Source organism: Melghirimyces algeriensis (assembly GCF_900182565.1).
In the GTDB taxonomy this organism is placed as follows: Bacteria; Bacillota; Bacilli; order Thermoactinomycetales; family DSM-45169; genus Melghirimyces; species Melghirimyces algeriensis.
Genome location: NZ_FXTI01000003.1, coordinates 92,509 through 111,150, shown reverse-complemented (window position 1 = coordinate 111,150; position 18,642 = coordinate 92,509). Strand labels below are relative to the sequence as shown.

Here is an 18,642-nt window from a genome sequence, read left to right as displayed (position 1 = left end):
TTCGGCCGAATTCATATCTATACAATATAGTATAGCCAAAAAGATCACAATCTACAACGCAAAAGTGGAGACTCAGACCCAAGCGCCCATCATCCATCTCTTTCAGAAATGGCAACATGAGAAAAACTCCATCGCCATCATACCACATCATGGTTTGATTCGCAAAACTTTGCAAAACACCGTTCAGCAACACCCCGATCAGAAAAGAGACAACTGGTTGCTCTCCGGCATCTCTTCCAGACAACCGAGCCGTTTCAACACATCCACCACAGAGCTGGAAATGCGAGAGCGTTTCTGGAGATCTTCAATAGACAAAAACTCGCCGTCCTCCCTTGACTGAGCAATGTTTCTGGCTGCATTGGCTCCAATTCCGGAAACGGATGAGAAAGGTGGGATCAAGGCGTTTCCATCCACCAAAAAGCGGGTGGCATGTGAACGGTAAAGATCGACGCGACGGAAAGACAATCCACGGGCCAACATCTCCCGAACGGATTCCAAAACCGTCAAAAGCCCTTTTTCCTTTGGAGTAGCTGTCACTCCTTTTTCCTCTATCTCAAGGATCGTCTTTTTGACTGCATCGGCACCCTTTAATACCAATTCTACATCAAAATCGTCAGCGCGCACCGTAAAGTAGGTAGCGTAGTATTCAATCGGATAGTGCACCTTAAACCACGCGATCCGAAGTGCCATCAATACATAGGCCACAGCATGCGCTTTCGGAAACATATATTTGATTTTTCGACAGGAATCGATATACCATTCGGGAACATCATGACTTCTCATCAAGTCTGCCTCTTCCTCGGTCAACCCTTTTCCTTTACGCACCTTTTCCATCAATTTAAATGCGATGGAGGCTTCCATTCCCTTATAGATCAGATAAACCATGATATCATCGCGAGTGGAAATCACTTCAGCCAATACAGCTGTGCCTGAACGCACCAAATCCTGGGCATTGTTCAACCACACGTCTGTTCCATGGGACAAACCAGAGATCCGAACCAATTCCCCAAAAGTCGTCGGCTTTGTATCCTCCAACATCTGTCGGACAAAACGGGTTCCAAACTCCGGAATACCAAGTGTCCCCGTCACCGTTCCAATCTCCTCCGGTGTCACCCCCAGGGACTCCGTGCCACTGAAAAGTTTCATCACTTCCGGATCATCTACCGGAATCGTTTGGGGGTCCACTCCTGTCAAATCCTGAAGCATGCGGATCACCGTCGGGTCATCGTGCCCTAGGATATCCAGCTTTAATAAACGTCCACTGATCGCATGATAGTCAAAGTGAGTGGTAATCGTCTCTGATTTGACATCATCAGCCGGTCGTTGGATCGGAGTGAAGTCAAACACATCCTTGTTCTGCGGGATCACCATTAGCCCCCCTGGATGTTGACCAGTCGTCCGCTTCACACCGGTGCACCCCTCCACCATGCGATCAATTTCCGCACCTCTCCACTGATATCCCTTTTCTTCCTCATACTTTTTCACATAACCGAACGCTGTCTTTTGAGCAACGGTAGAGATTGTACCCGCACGATAAACATACTCTTTTCCAAAGAGTTCTTCGGTGTATTTATGAGCTCGTGGTTGGTACTCACCCGAAAAGTTCAAATCAATATCCGGCACTTTGTCCCCTTTAAAACCGAGAAAGGTTTCAAACGGAATATCATGTCCGTCTTTTTTCATTTCTGTGTCGCATTGCGGACAATGTTTATCGGGGAGGTCAAACCCGGATGCATAGGAACCATCTTCAATAAACTCACTATATTTGCACTTTGGACATCTGTAATGTGGAGGAAGGGGGTTCACCTCTGTGATATGACTCATCGTTGCCACAAAAGAAGAACCGACAGACCCCCTGGAGCCCACTAGATAACCATCAGAAAGAGACTTGGTCACCAGCTTGTGAGAGATCAGATAGATCACAGCATATCCTTCCCGGATAATACTTCCCAGTTCTTTCTCCAGGCGTTTTTCCACGATCTCAGGCAATGGAGTACCATATTGGTTCTCGGCAGTCTCATAACAAATTCGGCGGAGCTCTTCATCCGCTCCTTCAATAATCGGCGTATGCAAATCATCCGGAAACGGCTTCATCTCCTCAATTTGCTCCGCAATCGCCTGGGGGTTTCTGACTACCACTTCAAAAGCCTTCTCTTCTCCCAAATACTTAAACTCCTCCAGCATTTCATCCGTTGTCCGAAAATATGCCTTGGGAAGAGGACCTTTATTACGAAATCCTCCCGTTTGGTTAAAGGCCAGTATATCTCGAAACATCGCATCCGACTCATTTAAATAATGTGCATTGGATGTAGCCACCACCGGTTTTCCCAGCTTTTCGCCAATTTCCACCAACAGTCGGTTGGCTTCTCTCAGTCGTTCTTCATTTTCAATAATTTCTTTTTGAACAAGATGTTGATTGATTTCCACCGGCTGGATTTCCAGGTAATCATAAAAACCGGCAATTTTCTCCGTTTCTTGTGGTGATTTTTGCAGAGCTGCTTCAAACAGCTCCCCCTTCTCACAACCCGATCCAATCAACAATCCATCTCTGTGTTTCTCCAAAAGGCTTCGGGGAATCCGGGGCATCCGATGAAAATATTCCAGATGAGATTTCGAAACCAATCGATATAAATTCTTCAGACCTTTGTAATTTTTTACCAAAACTATTGCATGAAAAGGTCTCAAACGGCTCAGATCCCGATCACCCAACCATTCATTTAACTGATCTTGTTCCAGAATCCCTTTTTCTTCACAATCCAACACCATACGCCAGAGAAGATAACCTGTGGCCTCGGCATCATAAATCGCACGATGGTGTTGGGTCAATTGGATGTCAAACCGCTTGCAAAGGGTATTCAAACGGTGATTTTTCATCTGTGGATATAAAAACCGCCCCAATTCAAGCGTATCGATCACCGGATTATGGATCGGTTTTCGGTCCGTTTTGCGACAGGCTTCCTGGAGAAAGCCCATATCAAACCGAGCATTGTGAGCCACTAAAACACAGCCTTCAGTAAATTGCAGAAACTGGGGCAATACATCAGGAAGATCCGGGGCATCTTTTACCATATCGTCCGTAATACCCGTTAACTCCGTAATCATCGCCGTCAAGTTACGGTGTGGATTGACAAAGGACTCAAACCGATCCACAATCTCCCCATCCTTCACCTTGACTGCCGCCAATTCAATGATTTCGTCATGAACCGCGGACAAACCGGTTGTCTCTACATCAAACACCACATAAGTATCATCTTTTAACCGATGGTTGGAAGGATTTATCACAATCGGTACACCATCATCCACCACAAACGCTTCCAAGCCAAAAATCACTTTAATTCCATATTTCTGCCCAGCGGAAAAAGCATCGGGATACGCTTGTACCACACCATGATCGGTAATCGCCACTGCGGGATGACCCCAATCCGCCGCCTGCTTCACCATCAATGCGGGATCATATACCCCGTCCATGGCACTCATGGCTGTGTGCAGATGCAACTCCACTCGCTTTTCTTCTGCACGATCTTGCCGTTTATAAGGGGGTATTTCCTTTAAGTCATTGGCCATTACAACCAAATCGCGAGCAAATGTATCATATTGGACAGAACCCCGAAGAGCTACCCACATCCCATTTTTCACGCGATTCAGCTTGCCTGCATCTTCTTTATCCCGTGCAAACACCTTTACCGCAATGGAATCTGTATAATCGGTCACATTAAACGTAAGTAATGTTCGGCCGCTACGAAGCTCCCGGATTTCAGATTTAAACACGCACCCACGAATCGTCACACGACGCTCTTCATCTGTAATTTCTTTGATTAAAATCGGTTCATCACTGAAATGGTAACCGATGGAAACTGGACCTTCCTCTTCCGATTCTTTTTCTTCAGGAGGGGGAGCGGACTCCTCAATGTGATTCATCGCTTCTTCCAGGAGCTTCTTTTCCACTTCTTCCCGCTCTTCCAAAAACTTTTCCTTCGCTTCATTGGAGGACTGAGAAGCAAATTCCACCTTAAGCCGGGTACCGGATATTTCCTGAAAAAGAGCCTCCACAGCTTGATCCAGCTGCTTGGATACAGCCATTTTATTCAGAATCGGGTTAGAAAATGTAATCAAAAGCCGTTTGCCGTCGATCTGCCATACAGCCTTGGACAACCACCCTGCAGCAGACGTTGAAACACGTTCTGCCACCCGCTTGCGGATCCAATGCCAGTACATCTCCATCAGTTGCGACAAGTCCGCACGTTCATATCGAATGGCAAACTGAACATTCGCTACAGAACGAAAGGATTGGGAAATCCGATCCTCTACTTTAAACAGAACATTGGGTGGAATCGGTTGAGCCAACTGCAAACAAAATGTCCACCGTCGCTTCTGCCGACTTACCTTCACTTTTTCTATGTATGCGCCTTTAAAGTATTCTGCTTCCTCATCGGGGACTTGGGCCTCTCGAAAAACTTCTTCCAGTCGTTTCCGTTTGACCGCTGTCATTGCCAAAACTCATACACCTCCAAGTTCCCGCTCTCCTATCTTTTTATTCAACACGAGTGTATCAAAAACCATCGGGAAGGACTAGCAAGTCCTTCCCGGTTCTACAGGTAAATTCAAGGAAAAACCCCACCGACCCGGCGGGGCTCTCATCTCTCCTAACTGAAAAAGACGCGTTGGATATCATTGTAGGTGATAAACAGGATCAACACCATCAACAGGGCAAATCCCACAAAGTGAACAAGACTTTCCTTGCTGGGATCGATCGGCTTTCCACGAACCGCCTCCCACAAAATAAACATCAGACGGCCTCCATCCAGTGCTGGAAAAGGGAGGATATTGAGGATTCCAAGATTTAAGCTCAACAATGCGGCTAACCGAATTAATGGTAACCAGCCCGCTTCTGCCGCTTGACCGGTAATATCGGCAATCCCCACAGGACCTGCCATATTTTCCAAGCCGACCTGACCGGTGATCAGCTGACTGATTCCTTTCACCATCAATCCGCCCAGTTCATAGGTTTTTTTAAATCCGTTCACAGCGGCTTCTGAGACGGTGGCATCCCGCAACTCCTGTTTCATCTCAATCCCAATCATATAAACATCATTTTTCTTTTCCGGCTGAATATCCGTTTCATAGGTCTGGTTGGCCCGCTCCAACACAATGTGTACGGAAGATCCCTGTGCCTCTTGCAATGGAAGACGTATATCGTTCAGATTCGTGACATCATTCCCTTGCACTTCCCGAACGATGTCTCCCGGTTTGATTCCCGCTTTCTCCGCAGGGGAACCAGAAACAACATCTTGGATCGACACTTTGGTTTCCAAACCGACCATTAACGTAACCACCATCATCAAAACAATGGCCAACAGGAAATTAAAAACAGGTCCAGCCAAAATGGTAAGCGCGCGATCGAGAATGCCCTTGGAACCAAACTGACGGTCCAACGGTGCAATTTGAACGATATTTTTTTCATCATACTGAATCACGGCTTGGGGATGAATCGGATATCGAATTTCTTTTCCTTCCTCATGTTCCAGCAGGATGAACAACTGATCTTCGATATCTGCTTCCAGCAGTTTACCGGAAACTTTATCCTTTGCAGCGGGAAGATGGTTCGGTAAATCGGTCCCGGCGAAATCATCCACTTCCCCATACTCTCTAGCCACTTCATCAGTAAATTGTGCGTCGGATTTGGGTGCACGGATTCGAATCACACGTCCGTCTCCATCTCGATCCAATACCAAATGGGAGCCCGTTTTCAACTCCATAATCTCCGGATCTTCCCCGGCCATTCGAACATATCCTCCCAAAGGGAGAATCCGGATCGAATACTGTGTCTCTCCCCGAAACCAGGAAATCAGTTTGGGACCGAAGCCAATCGCAAACTCCCGAACCAAAATTCCCGCGCGCTTGGCGAACAGGAAATGACCCAGTTCATGGATAAACACCAAGAGACTGATCAACAAAATAAATGATACTATTGTCTGCATGATCCATCACCGCCTTCATTGGTCACGGGCTGATTCAAAATGTTTTCTCCAGGCATTGTTGAGCAACCTCCCGAGCCCAGCGATCCGCATCGAAAAGATCCTCCAATCCAGGCTCATGCAATGGAGTATGTTGTGAGAGAACTTCTCCAATAATCTCCTCAATGGTCAAAAAGGGCAGCCCACCTTCCAAGAAGTGCGCTACAGCCACTTCATTGGCTGCATTTAATACGGTTGGTGCCGTTCCGCCCAAACGCCCCGCTTCATAAGCCATCTTTAAACAAGGGAAGCGCTTGAGGTCAGGCTCCCGGAATTGAAGCGTCCCCACTTTCTCCAGGCTTAGGCGCTCTGTCTGTAGTGGGAGACGATCCGGATAGCTTAAAGCATACTGAATGGGCACCTTCATATCTGGCATCCCCAACTCCGCAAGAACGGCCCCATCCACAAACTCCACCAGTGAATGGACAATACTTTCCGGATGGATCAACACATCAATCTTGTCATAGGAAAGATCGAACAACCATCGCGCTTCAATCACTTCCAACCCTTTATTCATCAGGGAAGCTGAATCAACGGTAACCTTTGCTCCCATCGTCCAATTGGGATGCTGCAACGCTTCTTCCCGTGTCGCCTTCTCCATTTTTTCTCTCGGCCAATCTCTAAAAGCCCCGCCAGATGCGGTCAGAACCAATCGCCGGACTTGAGAAGGATTTTCTCCGTGCAAACTCTGGAAGATGGCCGAATGTTCACTATCGATGGGGAGGATGGATACACCGTGTTTTCTCGCTTCCTCCATTACAATGGCCCCACCCATAACCAGTGTTTCCTTATTGGCTAAACCCACTGTCTTCTTTTCCCGAATCGCTGTGAGCGTAGGTTGAAGACCCTGACTTCCCACCAAAGCAGACACCAGGTAGTCGGCATCCGGATGAGCAGCCACTTCTCCCAGACCTTCCTCTCCATATACCACCCGAATCGGACCATGCACACGAAGCTTTACTTCCTCTGCCGCTTCTTTGGAAGACATCGACACCAGAGAAGGATGAAATTCCTTCACCTGGCGAACCATATCATCCACATTGCTCCCCGCAGCAAGTGCGGTCACTTCAAAGCGGTCCGGATGCTGGCGAATGACATCGATCGTACTCTGCCCGATTGAACCGGTGGAGCCGAGTATGGCTATTCGTTTCTTCATCGATTAATTCACTCCCTCAGATGAGTTGGACCAGATGAAGGACAGGAAAAACAAAAAGGAGACTGTCAAAACGATCCAACACTCCTCCGTGCCCAGGCAACAGTGTACCCGAATCCTTCACTCCCATGGATCGCTTCACTGCTGACTCAATCAGATCACCAAACTGCCCCATCACACTGACCAAGAATCCAATGCCCAAAACGACAAACATATCACCTAATGCAGGAAATAAGATAGCATGTACAAAACTGACGATCAGGGAGAAGCCCACTCCTCCCAAAGAACCTTCCCATGTTTTGTTGGGACTGACAGAAGGCCAAAGTTTTCGCTTTCCCCAGCGTTTGCCCAGGAAATAAGCAGCCGTATCATTGGCAAAGGTCACAGTCACAACCAGAAGTGACCAAGCGAGACCGTCTTGGACTAAACGGGCCTGTATCATATATGAAAAACCATACCCTATGTATAAAGCCCCCAAAAAAAGGTAGGCAATTTCGTCCACATGAATTCGGTTGCGACTGATTACCGTCAAAACGAGAAACAATAATAACCCTGTCAGAATACTGTCCGTTTCCTTCAGCAACCCAATCGTTAACATCCCTTGCTCGGTCAAACCGGCAAGCAATAGGCTCCACACCAGCATCAAACCGATCCAGCTCTGAACCGATTGAAAGGAGACCCGTTTCATTCGACAGAACTCAAGAAATCCAATAGTGGCCATGATGGTCACCATCCCGGCATAGCCCCATCGGCCCACCCAGAGAAGGGTCAGAAAAACCGCTCCTCCCAACACCCCCGTAATCATTCGTTGTTTCATGTATTTCTCACCCGTTTTCTTCAAACCGCTCCATAACGACGGGAACGATACTGAAAATCTTCAATTGCCTGATAGAACCTCTCCCTAGTAAAATCCGGCCATTGAACATCTGTAAACCAAAGTTCACTGTACGCCAGTTGCCACAGCATAAAATTACTGATCCGCACTTCCCCGCTTGTTCGAATCAACAAATCGGGCTCCGGAAGGTCTACCGTATACAAATATTTTCCAAACAATGACTCATCCAAGCTGTCTTTATCCAGCTTACCCGATTCCACATCTTCTATAATCTGTTTTGACGCTCTAACAATTTCGCTACGTGCTCCATAGTTCATGGCAAAACTGAGAATCAGTCCGGTATTGTTTTTTGTCGCCTCTCTGAACTTGTTGATGGCTTCCAGAGTATGTTTGGGAAGATCCTCCCCTCGACCAAGCATCCGCACCTGGATATTCCGTTCCACCAATTCATCCAAATCGGTTCGAAGAAACTCTTCAGGCAAACTCATCAAATAATTTACTTCATCCTCAGGACGTTTCCAGTTTTCAGTCGAGAATGAATAAAGTGTCAATGCCTCAATCCCAAGATCATCAGCTGCCCGTGTAATATGACGAATGGTTATCATGCCCTGCCGATGACCAGCCACCCGCGGTAATCCCCGTTTTTGGGCCCAGCGACCATTTCCATCCATAATGATTGCCACATGCCGGGGCAGCCGACCTTTTTGAAGTTTTTCAATCCGTTGTCTGCTCTCATCTGTTTGCTTTTCGTCTTTATATCCAATTAACCATTTTTTAAAAGCTTGAATCATCATACATTCCTCCGAAAGTCCATAGCATCCGGCATTTAAGCGGTGCCGGAACCCGCCGGGAGAGTCGATGTGGGGATTCCGGATTGAAACGAACAGTGAAATCATCCATTATTAACGGTATTCTACTCATGTGTACGCATTTATAGTATGCAATAATTTCTCTCTGTTTTCTAGCTAAAATCAAACGATCTCATAGACCGTTATACAATAAATCCCCCTTTCTAAGGAAGGGGGATCACCCTGTGTTAAACCTCCATCATTTCCTTTTCTTTATCTTCAACAGCCTGATCAGCTTCTTTGATAAAACGATCCGTCAACTTTTGGATTTCCTCCTGGCTGCGTCTGGCTTCATCTTTTGAAATATCCCCATTCTTTTCAGCTTTTTTCACTTCATCATTTGCATCGCGACGGATATTTCGAATGGCCACCTTCGATTCTTCTCCGGTTTTCTTGACCACCTTCACCAATTCTGCCCGGCGCTCTTCAGTCAGAGCCGGGATATTGATTCGGATGACACTGCCATCATTGGCGGGTGTCAAACCTAACTCCGATTTTAAAATGGCTCGCTCAATATCACCCAGTGTGGACTTATCCCATGGTTGTACAACCAACAGCCGCGGTTCCGGTGCGGAAATGTTGGCCACTTGGTTAAGCGGCATTGTACTTCCATAGTATTCAACCACAACCTTGTCCAAAAGGGATGGTGTGGCACGTCCGGCCCGAATGGAAGCCAACTCTCTTTTTAAAGCCTGAATCGCTTTTTCCATTCGCTGAGTGGCATCTTGTTGAATATCTGATAACATTTATGCATTCCCCCTTACGACAGTACCAATCTGTTCACCCATCACAACCTTGCGAATGTTGTCTTGTCCGTCAATACTGAAAACAATAAGTGGGATATCATTATCCATACAGAGAGAAGAAGCTGTAGAATCCATGACTCCAAGACCTTGGTTCAACACATCCATATAGGTCAGCGTTTCATATTTTACCGCTTTGGGGTCCCGGCTGGGGTCAGCGGAATAAACACCATCCACTTTATTCTTCGCCATCAGGATGACCTCTGCTTCAATTTCTGCCGCCCGAAGCGCTGCGGTGGTGTCTGTAGAAAAGTAGGGGTTACCCGTCCCGGAAGCAAAAATAACCACCCGTCCCTTCTCCAGATGACGAATCGCGCGACGTCGAATATAAGGCTCCGCCACTTGGCGCATCTCAATGGATGTTTGTACCCGTGTAGGTACTCCTGCTTTTTCCAAAGCATCCTGCATCGCCAGTGAGTTCATCACGGTTGCCAACATTCCCATATAATCCGCTGTTGCACGATCCATTCCTTTTGCACTTCCAGCCATTCCCCGCCATATATTACCACCGCCAACAACAATGGAGACCTCAACACCTAATTCAACAACTTCCTTGATCTCTTTGGCAATGGAATGAATTATATCCGGGTTGATACCATAGCCCTGTTCACCCGCCAGCGCTTCCCCGCTTAGCTTGAGTACAACGCGTTTGTATCTCAGACCAGCCACCTTCATAACCCCCCATTCCAGAACAATTCGACATGGAAACAACAAATCCTCTTCTTTTCCACTTCCGTGAAAAAAAGGGAACACACCGTGTTCCCCAAAAAAATGTTGGTTACTGCTTCACCTGGGACATCACTTCGGATACGAAATCATCTTCCCGTTTTTCCAACCCTTCGCCCAATTCGAAGCGTACGAACCGGCGAATGGAGATATTCTCACCAATTTTGGCGATTTTCTCTTTTACCAGTTCATCCAGTGATTTGTCACTATCTTTGATGTAGGCTTGTTCCAAAAGGCAAACCCGCTCGTAAAATTTGTTGAGGCGACCTTCCACCATTTTATCAACAATGTGCTCAGGTTTTCCTTCCCCAAGAGCCTGATTCTTAAGAATTTCCCGCTCTTTGTTCACTTCTTCCTCTGGAACCTCTTCACGACGGACATATTGTGGATTCATCGCAGCAATCTGCATGGCCACATCTTTGACGAAATCCTTAAATTCATCCGTTTTCGCCACAAAGTCTGTTTCGCAGTTTACTTCCACCAGCACACCAATCCGTCCACCGGCGTGTATGTAAGATTCCACCAAGCCTTCAGCTGCAATCCGATCCGCTTTCTTTTCGGCTTTGGCAAGCCCCTTTTCACGAAGCAATTCCATTGCTTTTTCCATATCACCATTGGCTTCCTGAAGCATCTTTTTACAATCCATCATGCCAGCACCTGTTTTTTGACGCAACTCTTTTACTTGGGCAGCAGAAATCGCCATTGTTCGTTCCTCCTGTATTGTGACTTAACATTTCTCTTTTAAGCCGATCTTTACATGTATAAAAAGGGTGGTCACGCATCCCGCGACCACTCCATTTGCTCTCCTGTCGTCAGGACGCAGTCGTTGTCTGTTCTCCCTGTTTCCCTTCCAAAGCAGCATCAGCCATCTTGGAAGTGAAAAGGCGCACTGCACGGATCGCATCATCGTTCCCAGGGATAATGTGATCAATTTCATCGGGATCACAGTTGGTATCCACAATCGCAATAATCGGAATCCCCAATTTGCGGGCTTCCGCCACCGCAATGCGTTCCTTGCGAGGGTCAATAATAAAGACAGCGTCAGGAAGATCTTTCATGTGTTTAATCCCGCCAAGAAACTTCTCAAGACGGTCTTTCTCTTTGTTCAACATGACAACTTCCTTTTTCGGAAGCACATCAAAGGTACCGTCCTCAGCCATCGCTTCCAATTGATGCAAGCGGTTGATCCGACGACGAATGGTTTGAAAGTTGGTGAGCGTACCGCCAAGCCAACGATGGTTGACATAGAACATATCCGAACGCTCAGCCTCTTCCCGAACAGCATCCTGTGCCTGTTTTTTTGTCCCCACAAACAGAATCTTGCCACCTTTGGCGGAAAGATCCCGTACATAGTTGTAGGCATCTTCAATCATCTTCACCGTCTTTTGCAGATCGATGATATAGATCCCATTCCGCTCCGTGAAGATATACTTTTCCATTTTCGGATTCCAACGACGGGTTTGATGTCCAAAATGAACACCCGCTTCCAAAAGCTGTTTCATGGAAACTACAGCCATTATACATTCTCCTCCTTTTGGTTATTCCTCCGCCGGCTTCTGTTGCAACCGGGACCACCGTGGGCACCGACCGGACGTATCCACCGACGTGTGTATTCACACCGTCTAATAATATACCATAGAAAAATCCACCGCTGCAAGCCTAAAGGACGTGGCGGTGAATTTTTTTGCAGCTCCTCCCTAGGACTGCTTTAATTTCTCCAATGTGGGAATCAATTGTTTTTTCAACACCTTGATATGGGTACCTTTCATTCCAAGGGAACGGGAATCAATGACTCCTGCACTTTCCAGTTTTCGCAGCGCATTAACAATGACAGACCGGGTTATCCCTGCTCGGTCAGCCACCTTGCTAGCCACCAGAATTCCTTCCATTCCATCCAACTCTTCAAAAATATGTTCCACTGCTTCCAACTCACTGAAAGAGAGAGAATCAACAGCCAGTTGCACCATCGCCCGTTCACGGGCTTTCTCTTCTGCCTGCTCCGCTTTCATTTGCAGAATTTCCATGCCAACTACTGTTGCACCATATTCAGCCAATACCAAATCATCTTCCACAAATGGAGCATCAAAACGCGTCAAGAGAAGGGTTCCCAACCGTTCCCCTCCTCCGATAATGGGAACAATTGTTGTATAACGGTGTTCGTGCCCTGCTCCCACTTGATGTGTCAAACTGTATTCACTTGTTTCATCCAGGTTGGCGGCGGTTTCCCGAATCGATTTTAACTGTTCGTTATACTCTTCCGGAAACCTTCCTTCCCGGAGGACTTCTCGATGCATCTCATCAACATTGTTCTCCTGGGCAATCCCATATCCAAGAATTTTTCCTTTGCGACTGACTACATAGATGTTGGACAGGATAATCTCTTCAAGTACTTCAGCCATCTCCTTGAAGCTGACAGCCTGTCCTCCTGTTTTTTGAAGAAGACTGTTAATCTCTCTGGCTTTTGTCAAAAGGTCCATTCTTCTGTTTGCACTCCTTATAGAATATATTGACTCAGATCCCTGTTTTCCACAATATCTCCCAAACGCTCCCGAACGTATTCAGGGGTAATTCGCACTTCTTCCAAAACGATATCCGGTGCCTCAAAGGATAGCTCCTCCAACAGCCGTTCCATCATGGTGTGCAAGCGACGAGCACCGATATTTTCCGTTCCTTTGTTCACTTCCGCAGCCAATTGGGCAATTTCCCGAATGGCCTCCTCAGTAAAGTGAACCTGAATCCCTTCTGTTTCCAACAGCGCTGAATACTGTTTCAGCAGTGCTCCCTTCGGCTCCGTCAAGATACGGATAAAATCGTCGGAAGTCAAATCGTTCAGCTCCACACGGATCGGAAATCTCCCCTGCAGTTCCGGGATCATATCGGAAGGCTTGGCAGTATGGAACGCTCCTGCTGCGATAAACAAAATATGATCCGTCTTGACCGGACCGTATTTTGTCATGACCGTGGACCCTTCCACGATGGGTAAAATGTCTCTTTGTACTCCCTCACGGGAGACATCAGGTCCTCCTTCCCGGTCCTTACCTGCAATTTTATCCACTTCATCAATAAAAATAATCCCCATCTGTTCCACACGGTCCAGTGAATCTTGCTGAACCTGATCCATGTCGATCAATTTCTGCCCCTCTTCCTGGATTAAAACCTTGCGGGCTTCACGGACAGGAAGACGTCGTTTTTTCTTTTTCTTAGGCATAAACTGACCCAACATTTCCTGCATATTGACGCCCATTTGTTCGACGCCAGAACCAGCAAACATATCCATCATCGGCAACTGGTCTTCCACTTCAATCTCAATCACTCGATCCTCCAGTTCGCCACTTTTCAGTTGAAAACGGATTTTACGGCGATTCCGTTCCAACTCCAGATCTTTCTCTTTTTCGCTTCCATCGTCCTGACTTTCTTTCCCTGTATTAAAAAACATCTCCAAAGGATTCTTAAATTGACCTGTTCCCCGATCAGAAGGAACCAGGATGGAAACGATCCGTTCATCTGCCAGTTCCTCCGCCTTTTCTTTCACTTCCTCCATCTTCTCCGCCTTCACCATACGGATCGCTGTCTCCACCAAGTCTCTCACCATCGATTCCACATCGCGCCCCACATAGCCAACCTCGGTAAACTTCGTCGCCTCCACCTTGGCAAAGGGTGCTCCGACCAACTTGGCCAACCGGCGGGCGATTTCTGTTTTCCCCACTCCGGTAGGACCCATCATCAAAATATTCTTGGGTACCACCTCGTCACGCAATTCTTCCCGTAAAAGTGTTCGACGATAACGGTTTCGCAAAGCGATTGCAACTGCTCTCTTGGCTTTGTCCTGTCCAACGATGTATTTGTCCAATTCCTCCACAATTTGTTTTGGGGTCCACTGTTGCCGCTTCTGTTCCTCAGATGCCACTGTCATACCTCCTCCAAAACAATGTTGTCATTGGTGAAGACACAGATTTCCGATGCAATCGTGAGAGCCGCCTTCGCAATCTCCCCTGCTGTTAAATCGGGGGAATAGCGGTGAAGCGCACGTCCCGCAGAAAGAGCAAAGCTGCCTCCGGAACCGATCGCCATCATCCCGTCATCGGGCTCAATCACCTCGCCGGTTCCTGAGACCAAAAGAAGATGCTCCTGATCCATTACGACCAACATCGCTTCCAAACGGCGAAGAACTTTATCTGCCCGCCATTGCTTCGCCAATTCTACAGCCGCTCTTGGGAGGTTTCCATTATATTCTTCCAGTTTGGATTCAAATTTTTCAAAGAGGGTAACAGCATCGGCCACCGACCCGGCAAACCCTGCAACCACCTGTCCGCGATACAGACGTCTCACTTTCTTAGCCTGATGCTTCATAATCATTTGATTTCCAAACGTTACCTGTCCATCTCCTGCGATCGCCCCAGAACCGTTATGTCGGATCGCAAAAATTGTCGTCGCATGCATACTCTGCAATGAACCTTCCTCCTTCACTCCACTCCCTTTTTATTTTACGCCGGGACGGAAAAACGAGCGAAACACGCATTTTACCCTTTCTATGAATGGTGATCATTTCTTTCTTCAAAAAGATGTAAAAGGTTCCCAGCTATAAACTCCATCCCATCGTACCACAAGGACTTTCACCACCGCAAGATAAACGGAATGTTATGACTGAATATTCTAATTATTATTTTGAAACCGGGAGGAAAAGGCCCGGCAGAATCCAAAAATCAGTTCAGTTGATCAGAAAAGCGTTTCACAGACTGCAAAGCACGTTCGGCAATCTTCATATTTCGGTTTTTTTTCGGTTTGACGCGAACGGGAAGGGAGGGAAACAAGCCAAAATTGGCATTCATCGGCTGAAAATGATCCGGAGAAGCAGTGGTAATATAGTGAGCCAGGCTTCCCATTGCTGTTTCCGGAGGAAAGATAACCGGCTCTTTTCCCAAAGCCAAACGAGCTGCATTGATTCCTGCGATCAAACCAGCTGCCGCCGATTCGACATACCCTTCCACCCCTGTCATTTGTCCCGCAAAAAACAAATCATCCCGTTTATGGAATTGATACGTTGGCCTCAACACACGGGGAGAGTTTATAAATGTATTTCGGTGCATCACCCCATAGCGGACAATATCCGCTTCCTCCAGGCCGGGGATCATCCGGATGATCCGCTTCTGTTCTCCCCATTTCAAATGGGTTTGAAAACCAACCAAATTAAATAATGTTCCTTCTTGATTATCCTGCCGAAGCTGGACAACGGCAAATGGACGATCTCCTGTTCGGGGATCAATAAGACCCACGGGTTTCATCGGACCGTAAAGGATCGTTTTCTTTCCTCTACCGGCCATCACTTCAATCGGCATACATCCTTCAAAATAAATTTCCTTTTCAAAGTCTTTCAGTGGTGTCACTTCTGCTGTCACCAAAGCATGATAAAATGCATCAAATTCCTCTTCAGTCATGGGACAATTGATATACGCCGCTTCTCCTTTATCATATCGGGAGGCGACAAAGGCTTTCTCCATATTGATGCTGTCTTTTTCCACAATCGGAGCGGCAGCATCATAAAAATAGAGATAATCCTCCCCCGTCAGGGCTCGAATCTTCTGCGACAGCTTATCAGAAGTGAGCGGTCCTGTCGCTATAATCGTGATTCCTTCAGGAATCTCCTCGATTTCCCCCCGGATGATTTCCACATTCTCATGGTTGTTCAGTTTGGTTGTCACACAATCGGAAAAGCCATCCCTGTCAACCGCCAACGCTCCACCCGCTGGAACAGAATGGGCATCAGCGCACTGGATAATCAATGAATCAAGGCGCCGCATCTCCTCTTTCAAAACACCAACGGCATTGGTTAATTCATTGGAACGCAAGGAATTGCTACAGACCAATTCTGCAAATTTCTCCGTGCGATGAGCAGGTGTCTGCCTTTTGGGACGCATCTCATAAAGCCGAACGGAAACACCCCTTTGGGCCAATTGCCAAGCCGCTTCACTCCCAGCCAGCCCCGCTCCAATTACCGTTACGGGTCCATCATACATGACACATTCCGTCCTTTTTCTCTAGTTTTTCTCCTCTTGATAATCGCACTCCGTGCATTGAATCAATGTATTCTTTTTCCGTCGCTTTTCCACCATCAGTTTACCACATCGGGGACAGGGTCTGGGGTCCGGTTTGTCCCAGGATACAAAATCACACTCCGGATAGCGCTCACATCCATAAAACGTTCTCCGTTTCTTGCTTTTACGCTCCACAATCTCGCCCTGATTGCACTTTGGACAGGTTATACCCGTAGACTTTAAAATCGGCTTGGTATTGCGACACTCTGGAAATCCGGAGCAAGCCAGGAATTTTCCGTAGCGTCCAAATTTATAGACCATGGGACGTTCGCACTTCTCACAAACCTCGTCGGAGACCTCATCCTTGATCTCCACTTCTCTCATCTCTTCCTCAGCCACTTCCAACCGCTTTTTAAACCGTTCATAGAAGCGCTCCAAAATTTCTACCCAATCCACTTTCCCCTCTTCAATATGGTCCAGTTCTTCTTCCATATGAACGGTAAACTCCACATCCAAAATTTCCGGGAAGAACTCCTCCATCAAGGAAATGACGATCTCTCCCAGCTCAGACGGTACAAAGCGACGGTCCTCCAACATCACATACCCACGCTTCTGAATGGTATCCAAAGTGGGAGCATAGGTGCTGGGCCTTCCAATCCCCTTTTCTTCCAATGTTTTAACCAATCGCGCTTCTGTGTAGCGAGGCGGGGGTTGGGTAAAATGCTGTTTGGGGTCCAGCGATTTCTTCTTCAGTTTCTGACCATTTTCCAAAGGCGGCAGAAATTTGTTCTGCTCTTTATTTCCGTCATCGTCTCCCTCAATGTACAGCTTCATAAAGCCTAGAAACTTCACTTTGGAACCCGTCGCCCGAAAATATGCATCGCCCACCCGAATTTCAGCCGTGATGGCATCCAATACAGCCGGTGCCATCTGGCTGGCAACAAAGCGTTCCCAGATCAGTTTATACAGGCGATACTGATCCCTGGACAGGTGGGGCTTCATGGCACTGGGTGTTCGATTTACAGAAGTGGGGCGGATCGCTTCATGGGCATCCTGAGCCCCGGCTTTCTTTTTATGAGCCTTGCGTTTCTTGGGCACATAGGCATCCCCATAAGTATCCTTGATATAATGGATGGATTCCGTTTGGGCGGTCTCGGAAACACGCGTGGAATCGGTTCGCATATAGGTGATTAAACCGGTGGAACCTTCTTTTTTCCCCAAGTCGATCCCTTCGTAAAGTTGCTGAGCCAAAGCCATAGTCTTACCGGCACGAAATCTCAGCTTGCGAGCCGCTTCCTGCTGCAAAGAGCTGGTGATAAAAGGTGGAGCGGGATTTCGCCGTCGTTCGCTCTGTTTCACCTCTTCCACAACAAACCGCTTGCCTTTGATCCGATCCAACAATTTTTCCACATCTTGTTCGTTTTTCAGTTCCGTTTTCTTTTTTTCGTATCCGTAAAATTTGGCTTCAAATATTTCGCCGTCCGCATCCAATACTGCAGTCACTGTCCAGTACTCTTCCGGTTGAAAGTTTCGGATCTCCTTTTCCCGATCGATCACCAATTTGACAGCCACCGATTGAACCCGACCGGCCGAAAGACCTTTTTTCACTTTTTTCCACAGAACCGGACTGATTCCATATCCGACCAATCGATCCAGAATACGGCGGGCCTGTTGTGCTTCAACCAGATCCAAATCAATCTTGCGCGGCTTTTTAAACGCGTCCTTAACCGCCTGCTTTGTAATCTCGTTAAATACCACCCGGCATTCTTCATCCAGCTCTAAATTGAGGCTGTGAGCCAAATGATAGGCAATCGCCTCCCCTTCACGGTCGGGGTCAGCTGCAAGAAAAACACGTTTCACTTTTTTCCGGGCATCTCGAAGCTCCTTCAATACATCGCCTTTTCCCCGGATGGTAATATATTTCGGTTTAAAATGATTATCTGTATCCACACCCAACTGACTTTTGGGCAAATCCCGCACATGCCCCATCGAAGCTTTCACAATATACTTTTTCCCCAAATATTTACCGATGGTTTTGGCCTTAGCGGGTGATTCAACAATGACGAGCGAATCAGCCATCTCTCGCCCTCCCCTCAAAAGCATCCATATGCAAACACCGATGCCAGTTTCCCTTCTTCACAATAAAAGACAAATCCTCCCTGTTAAAGGGAAACCTTAAGTAGCTATTGTACCATATCAGATTCCCCCATCAGGAATCAACTGCCTTTCAT

At 47.2% G+C, this 18,642-nt stretch carries 14 protein-coding genes; all 14 read right to left on the bottom strand.

All coding sequences use genetic code 11. The features are described from left to right. Positions 1–198: 198 nt before the first annotated feature. A complete protein-coding gene (locus FN782_RS05915; protein ID WP_142505073.1) occupies positions 199–4,488 on the bottom strand; it encodes a PolC-type DNA polymerase III in 4,290 nt (1,429 codons plus the stop codon). A 155-nt stretch (positions 4,489–4,643) separates the two neighbouring features. Then, positions 4,644–5,978 (bottom strand): RIP metalloprotease RseP, encoded by a 1,335-nt coding sequence (rseP, locus tag FN782_RS05910; protein ID WP_142504861.1) that lies wholly within the window; start codon positions 5,976–5,978, stop codon positions 4,644–4,646. Between the two features lie 34 nt (positions 5,979–6,012). Further along, positions 6,013–7,170, bottom strand: a complete 1,158-nt coding sequence (locus tag FN782_RS05905; protein WP_142504860.1) for a 1-deoxy-D-xylulose-5-phosphate reductoisomerase — start codon at positions 7,168–7,170, stop codon at positions 6,013–6,015. Positions 7,171–7,186: 16 nt separating this feature from the next. Next, positions 7,187–7,984: a phosphatidate cytidylyltransferase gene (locus FN782_RS05900; protein ID WP_142504859.1), complete on the bottom strand. Its 798-nt coding sequence runs from the start codon at positions 7,982–7,984 to the stop codon at positions 7,187–7,189. A 20-nt stretch (positions 7,985–8,004) separates the two neighbouring features. Beyond that, positions 8,005–8,793 carry an undecaprenyl pyrophosphate synthase gene (locus FN782_RS05895; RefSeq protein ID WP_425462685.1) on the bottom strand — a complete coding sequence of 263 codons (789 nt, stop codon included), beginning with the start codon at positions 8,791–8,793 and terminating at the stop codon, positions 8,005–8,007. Positions 8,794–9,038: 245 nt separating this feature from the next. Continuing rightward, entirely contained in the window at positions 9,039–9,596 is a 558-nt protein-coding gene (frr, locus tag FN782_RS05890) for a ribosome recycling factor (RefSeq protein WP_142504857.1), read from the bottom strand. Further along, entirely contained in the window at positions 9,597–10,322 is a 726-nt protein-coding gene (gene pyrH, locus FN782_RS05885) for a UMP kinase (protein ID WP_185956077.1), read from the bottom strand. Positions 10,323–10,431: 109 nt separating this feature from the next. Then, entirely contained in the window at positions 10,432–11,082 is a 651-nt protein-coding gene (tsf, locus tag FN782_RS05880) for a translation elongation factor Ts (RefSeq protein WP_142504856.1), read from the bottom strand. Between the two features lie 109 nt (positions 11,083–11,191). Next, entirely contained in the window at positions 11,192–11,896 is a 705-nt protein-coding gene (gene rpsB / locus FN782_RS05875; protein ID WP_142504855.1) for a 30S ribosomal protein S2, read from the bottom strand. Between the two features lie 180 nt (positions 11,897–12,076). After that, positions 12,077–12,856, bottom strand: coding sequence for a GTP-sensing pleiotropic transcriptional regulator CodY (codY, locus tag FN782_RS05870; protein ID WP_142504854.1), 780 nt, complete (start codon positions 12,854–12,856; stop codon positions 12,077–12,079). A gap of 17 nt (positions 12,857–12,873) precedes the next feature. Next, positions 12,874–14,286, bottom strand: coding sequence for an ATP-dependent protease ATPase subunit HslU (gene hslU, locus FN782_RS05865; RefSeq protein WP_425462684.1), 1,413 nt, complete (start codon positions 14,284–14,286; stop codon positions 12,874–12,876). A gap of 2 nt (positions 14,287–14,288) precedes the next feature. Continuing rightward, positions 14,289–14,828, bottom strand: coding sequence for an ATP-dependent protease subunit HslV (gene hslV / locus FN782_RS05860; protein WP_142504852.1), 540 nt, complete (start codon positions 14,826–14,828; stop codon positions 14,289–14,291). 254 nt (positions 14,829–15,082) lie between these two features. Then, on the bottom strand, positions 15,083–16,393 hold the full coding sequence (gene trmFO, locus FN782_RS05855; protein WP_142504851.1) for an FADH(2)-oxidizing methylenetetrahydrofolate--tRNA-(uracil(54)-C(5))-methyltransferase TrmFO: 1,311 nt from the start codon (positions 16,391–16,393) through the stop codon (positions 15,083–15,085). A gap of 21 nt (positions 16,394–16,414) precedes the next feature. Beyond that, positions 16,415–18,490, bottom strand: coding sequence for a type I DNA topoisomerase (gene topA / locus FN782_RS05850; protein WP_142504850.1), 2,076 nt, complete (start codon positions 18,488–18,490; stop codon positions 16,415–16,417). Positions 18,491–18,642 lie beyond the last annotated feature (152 nt).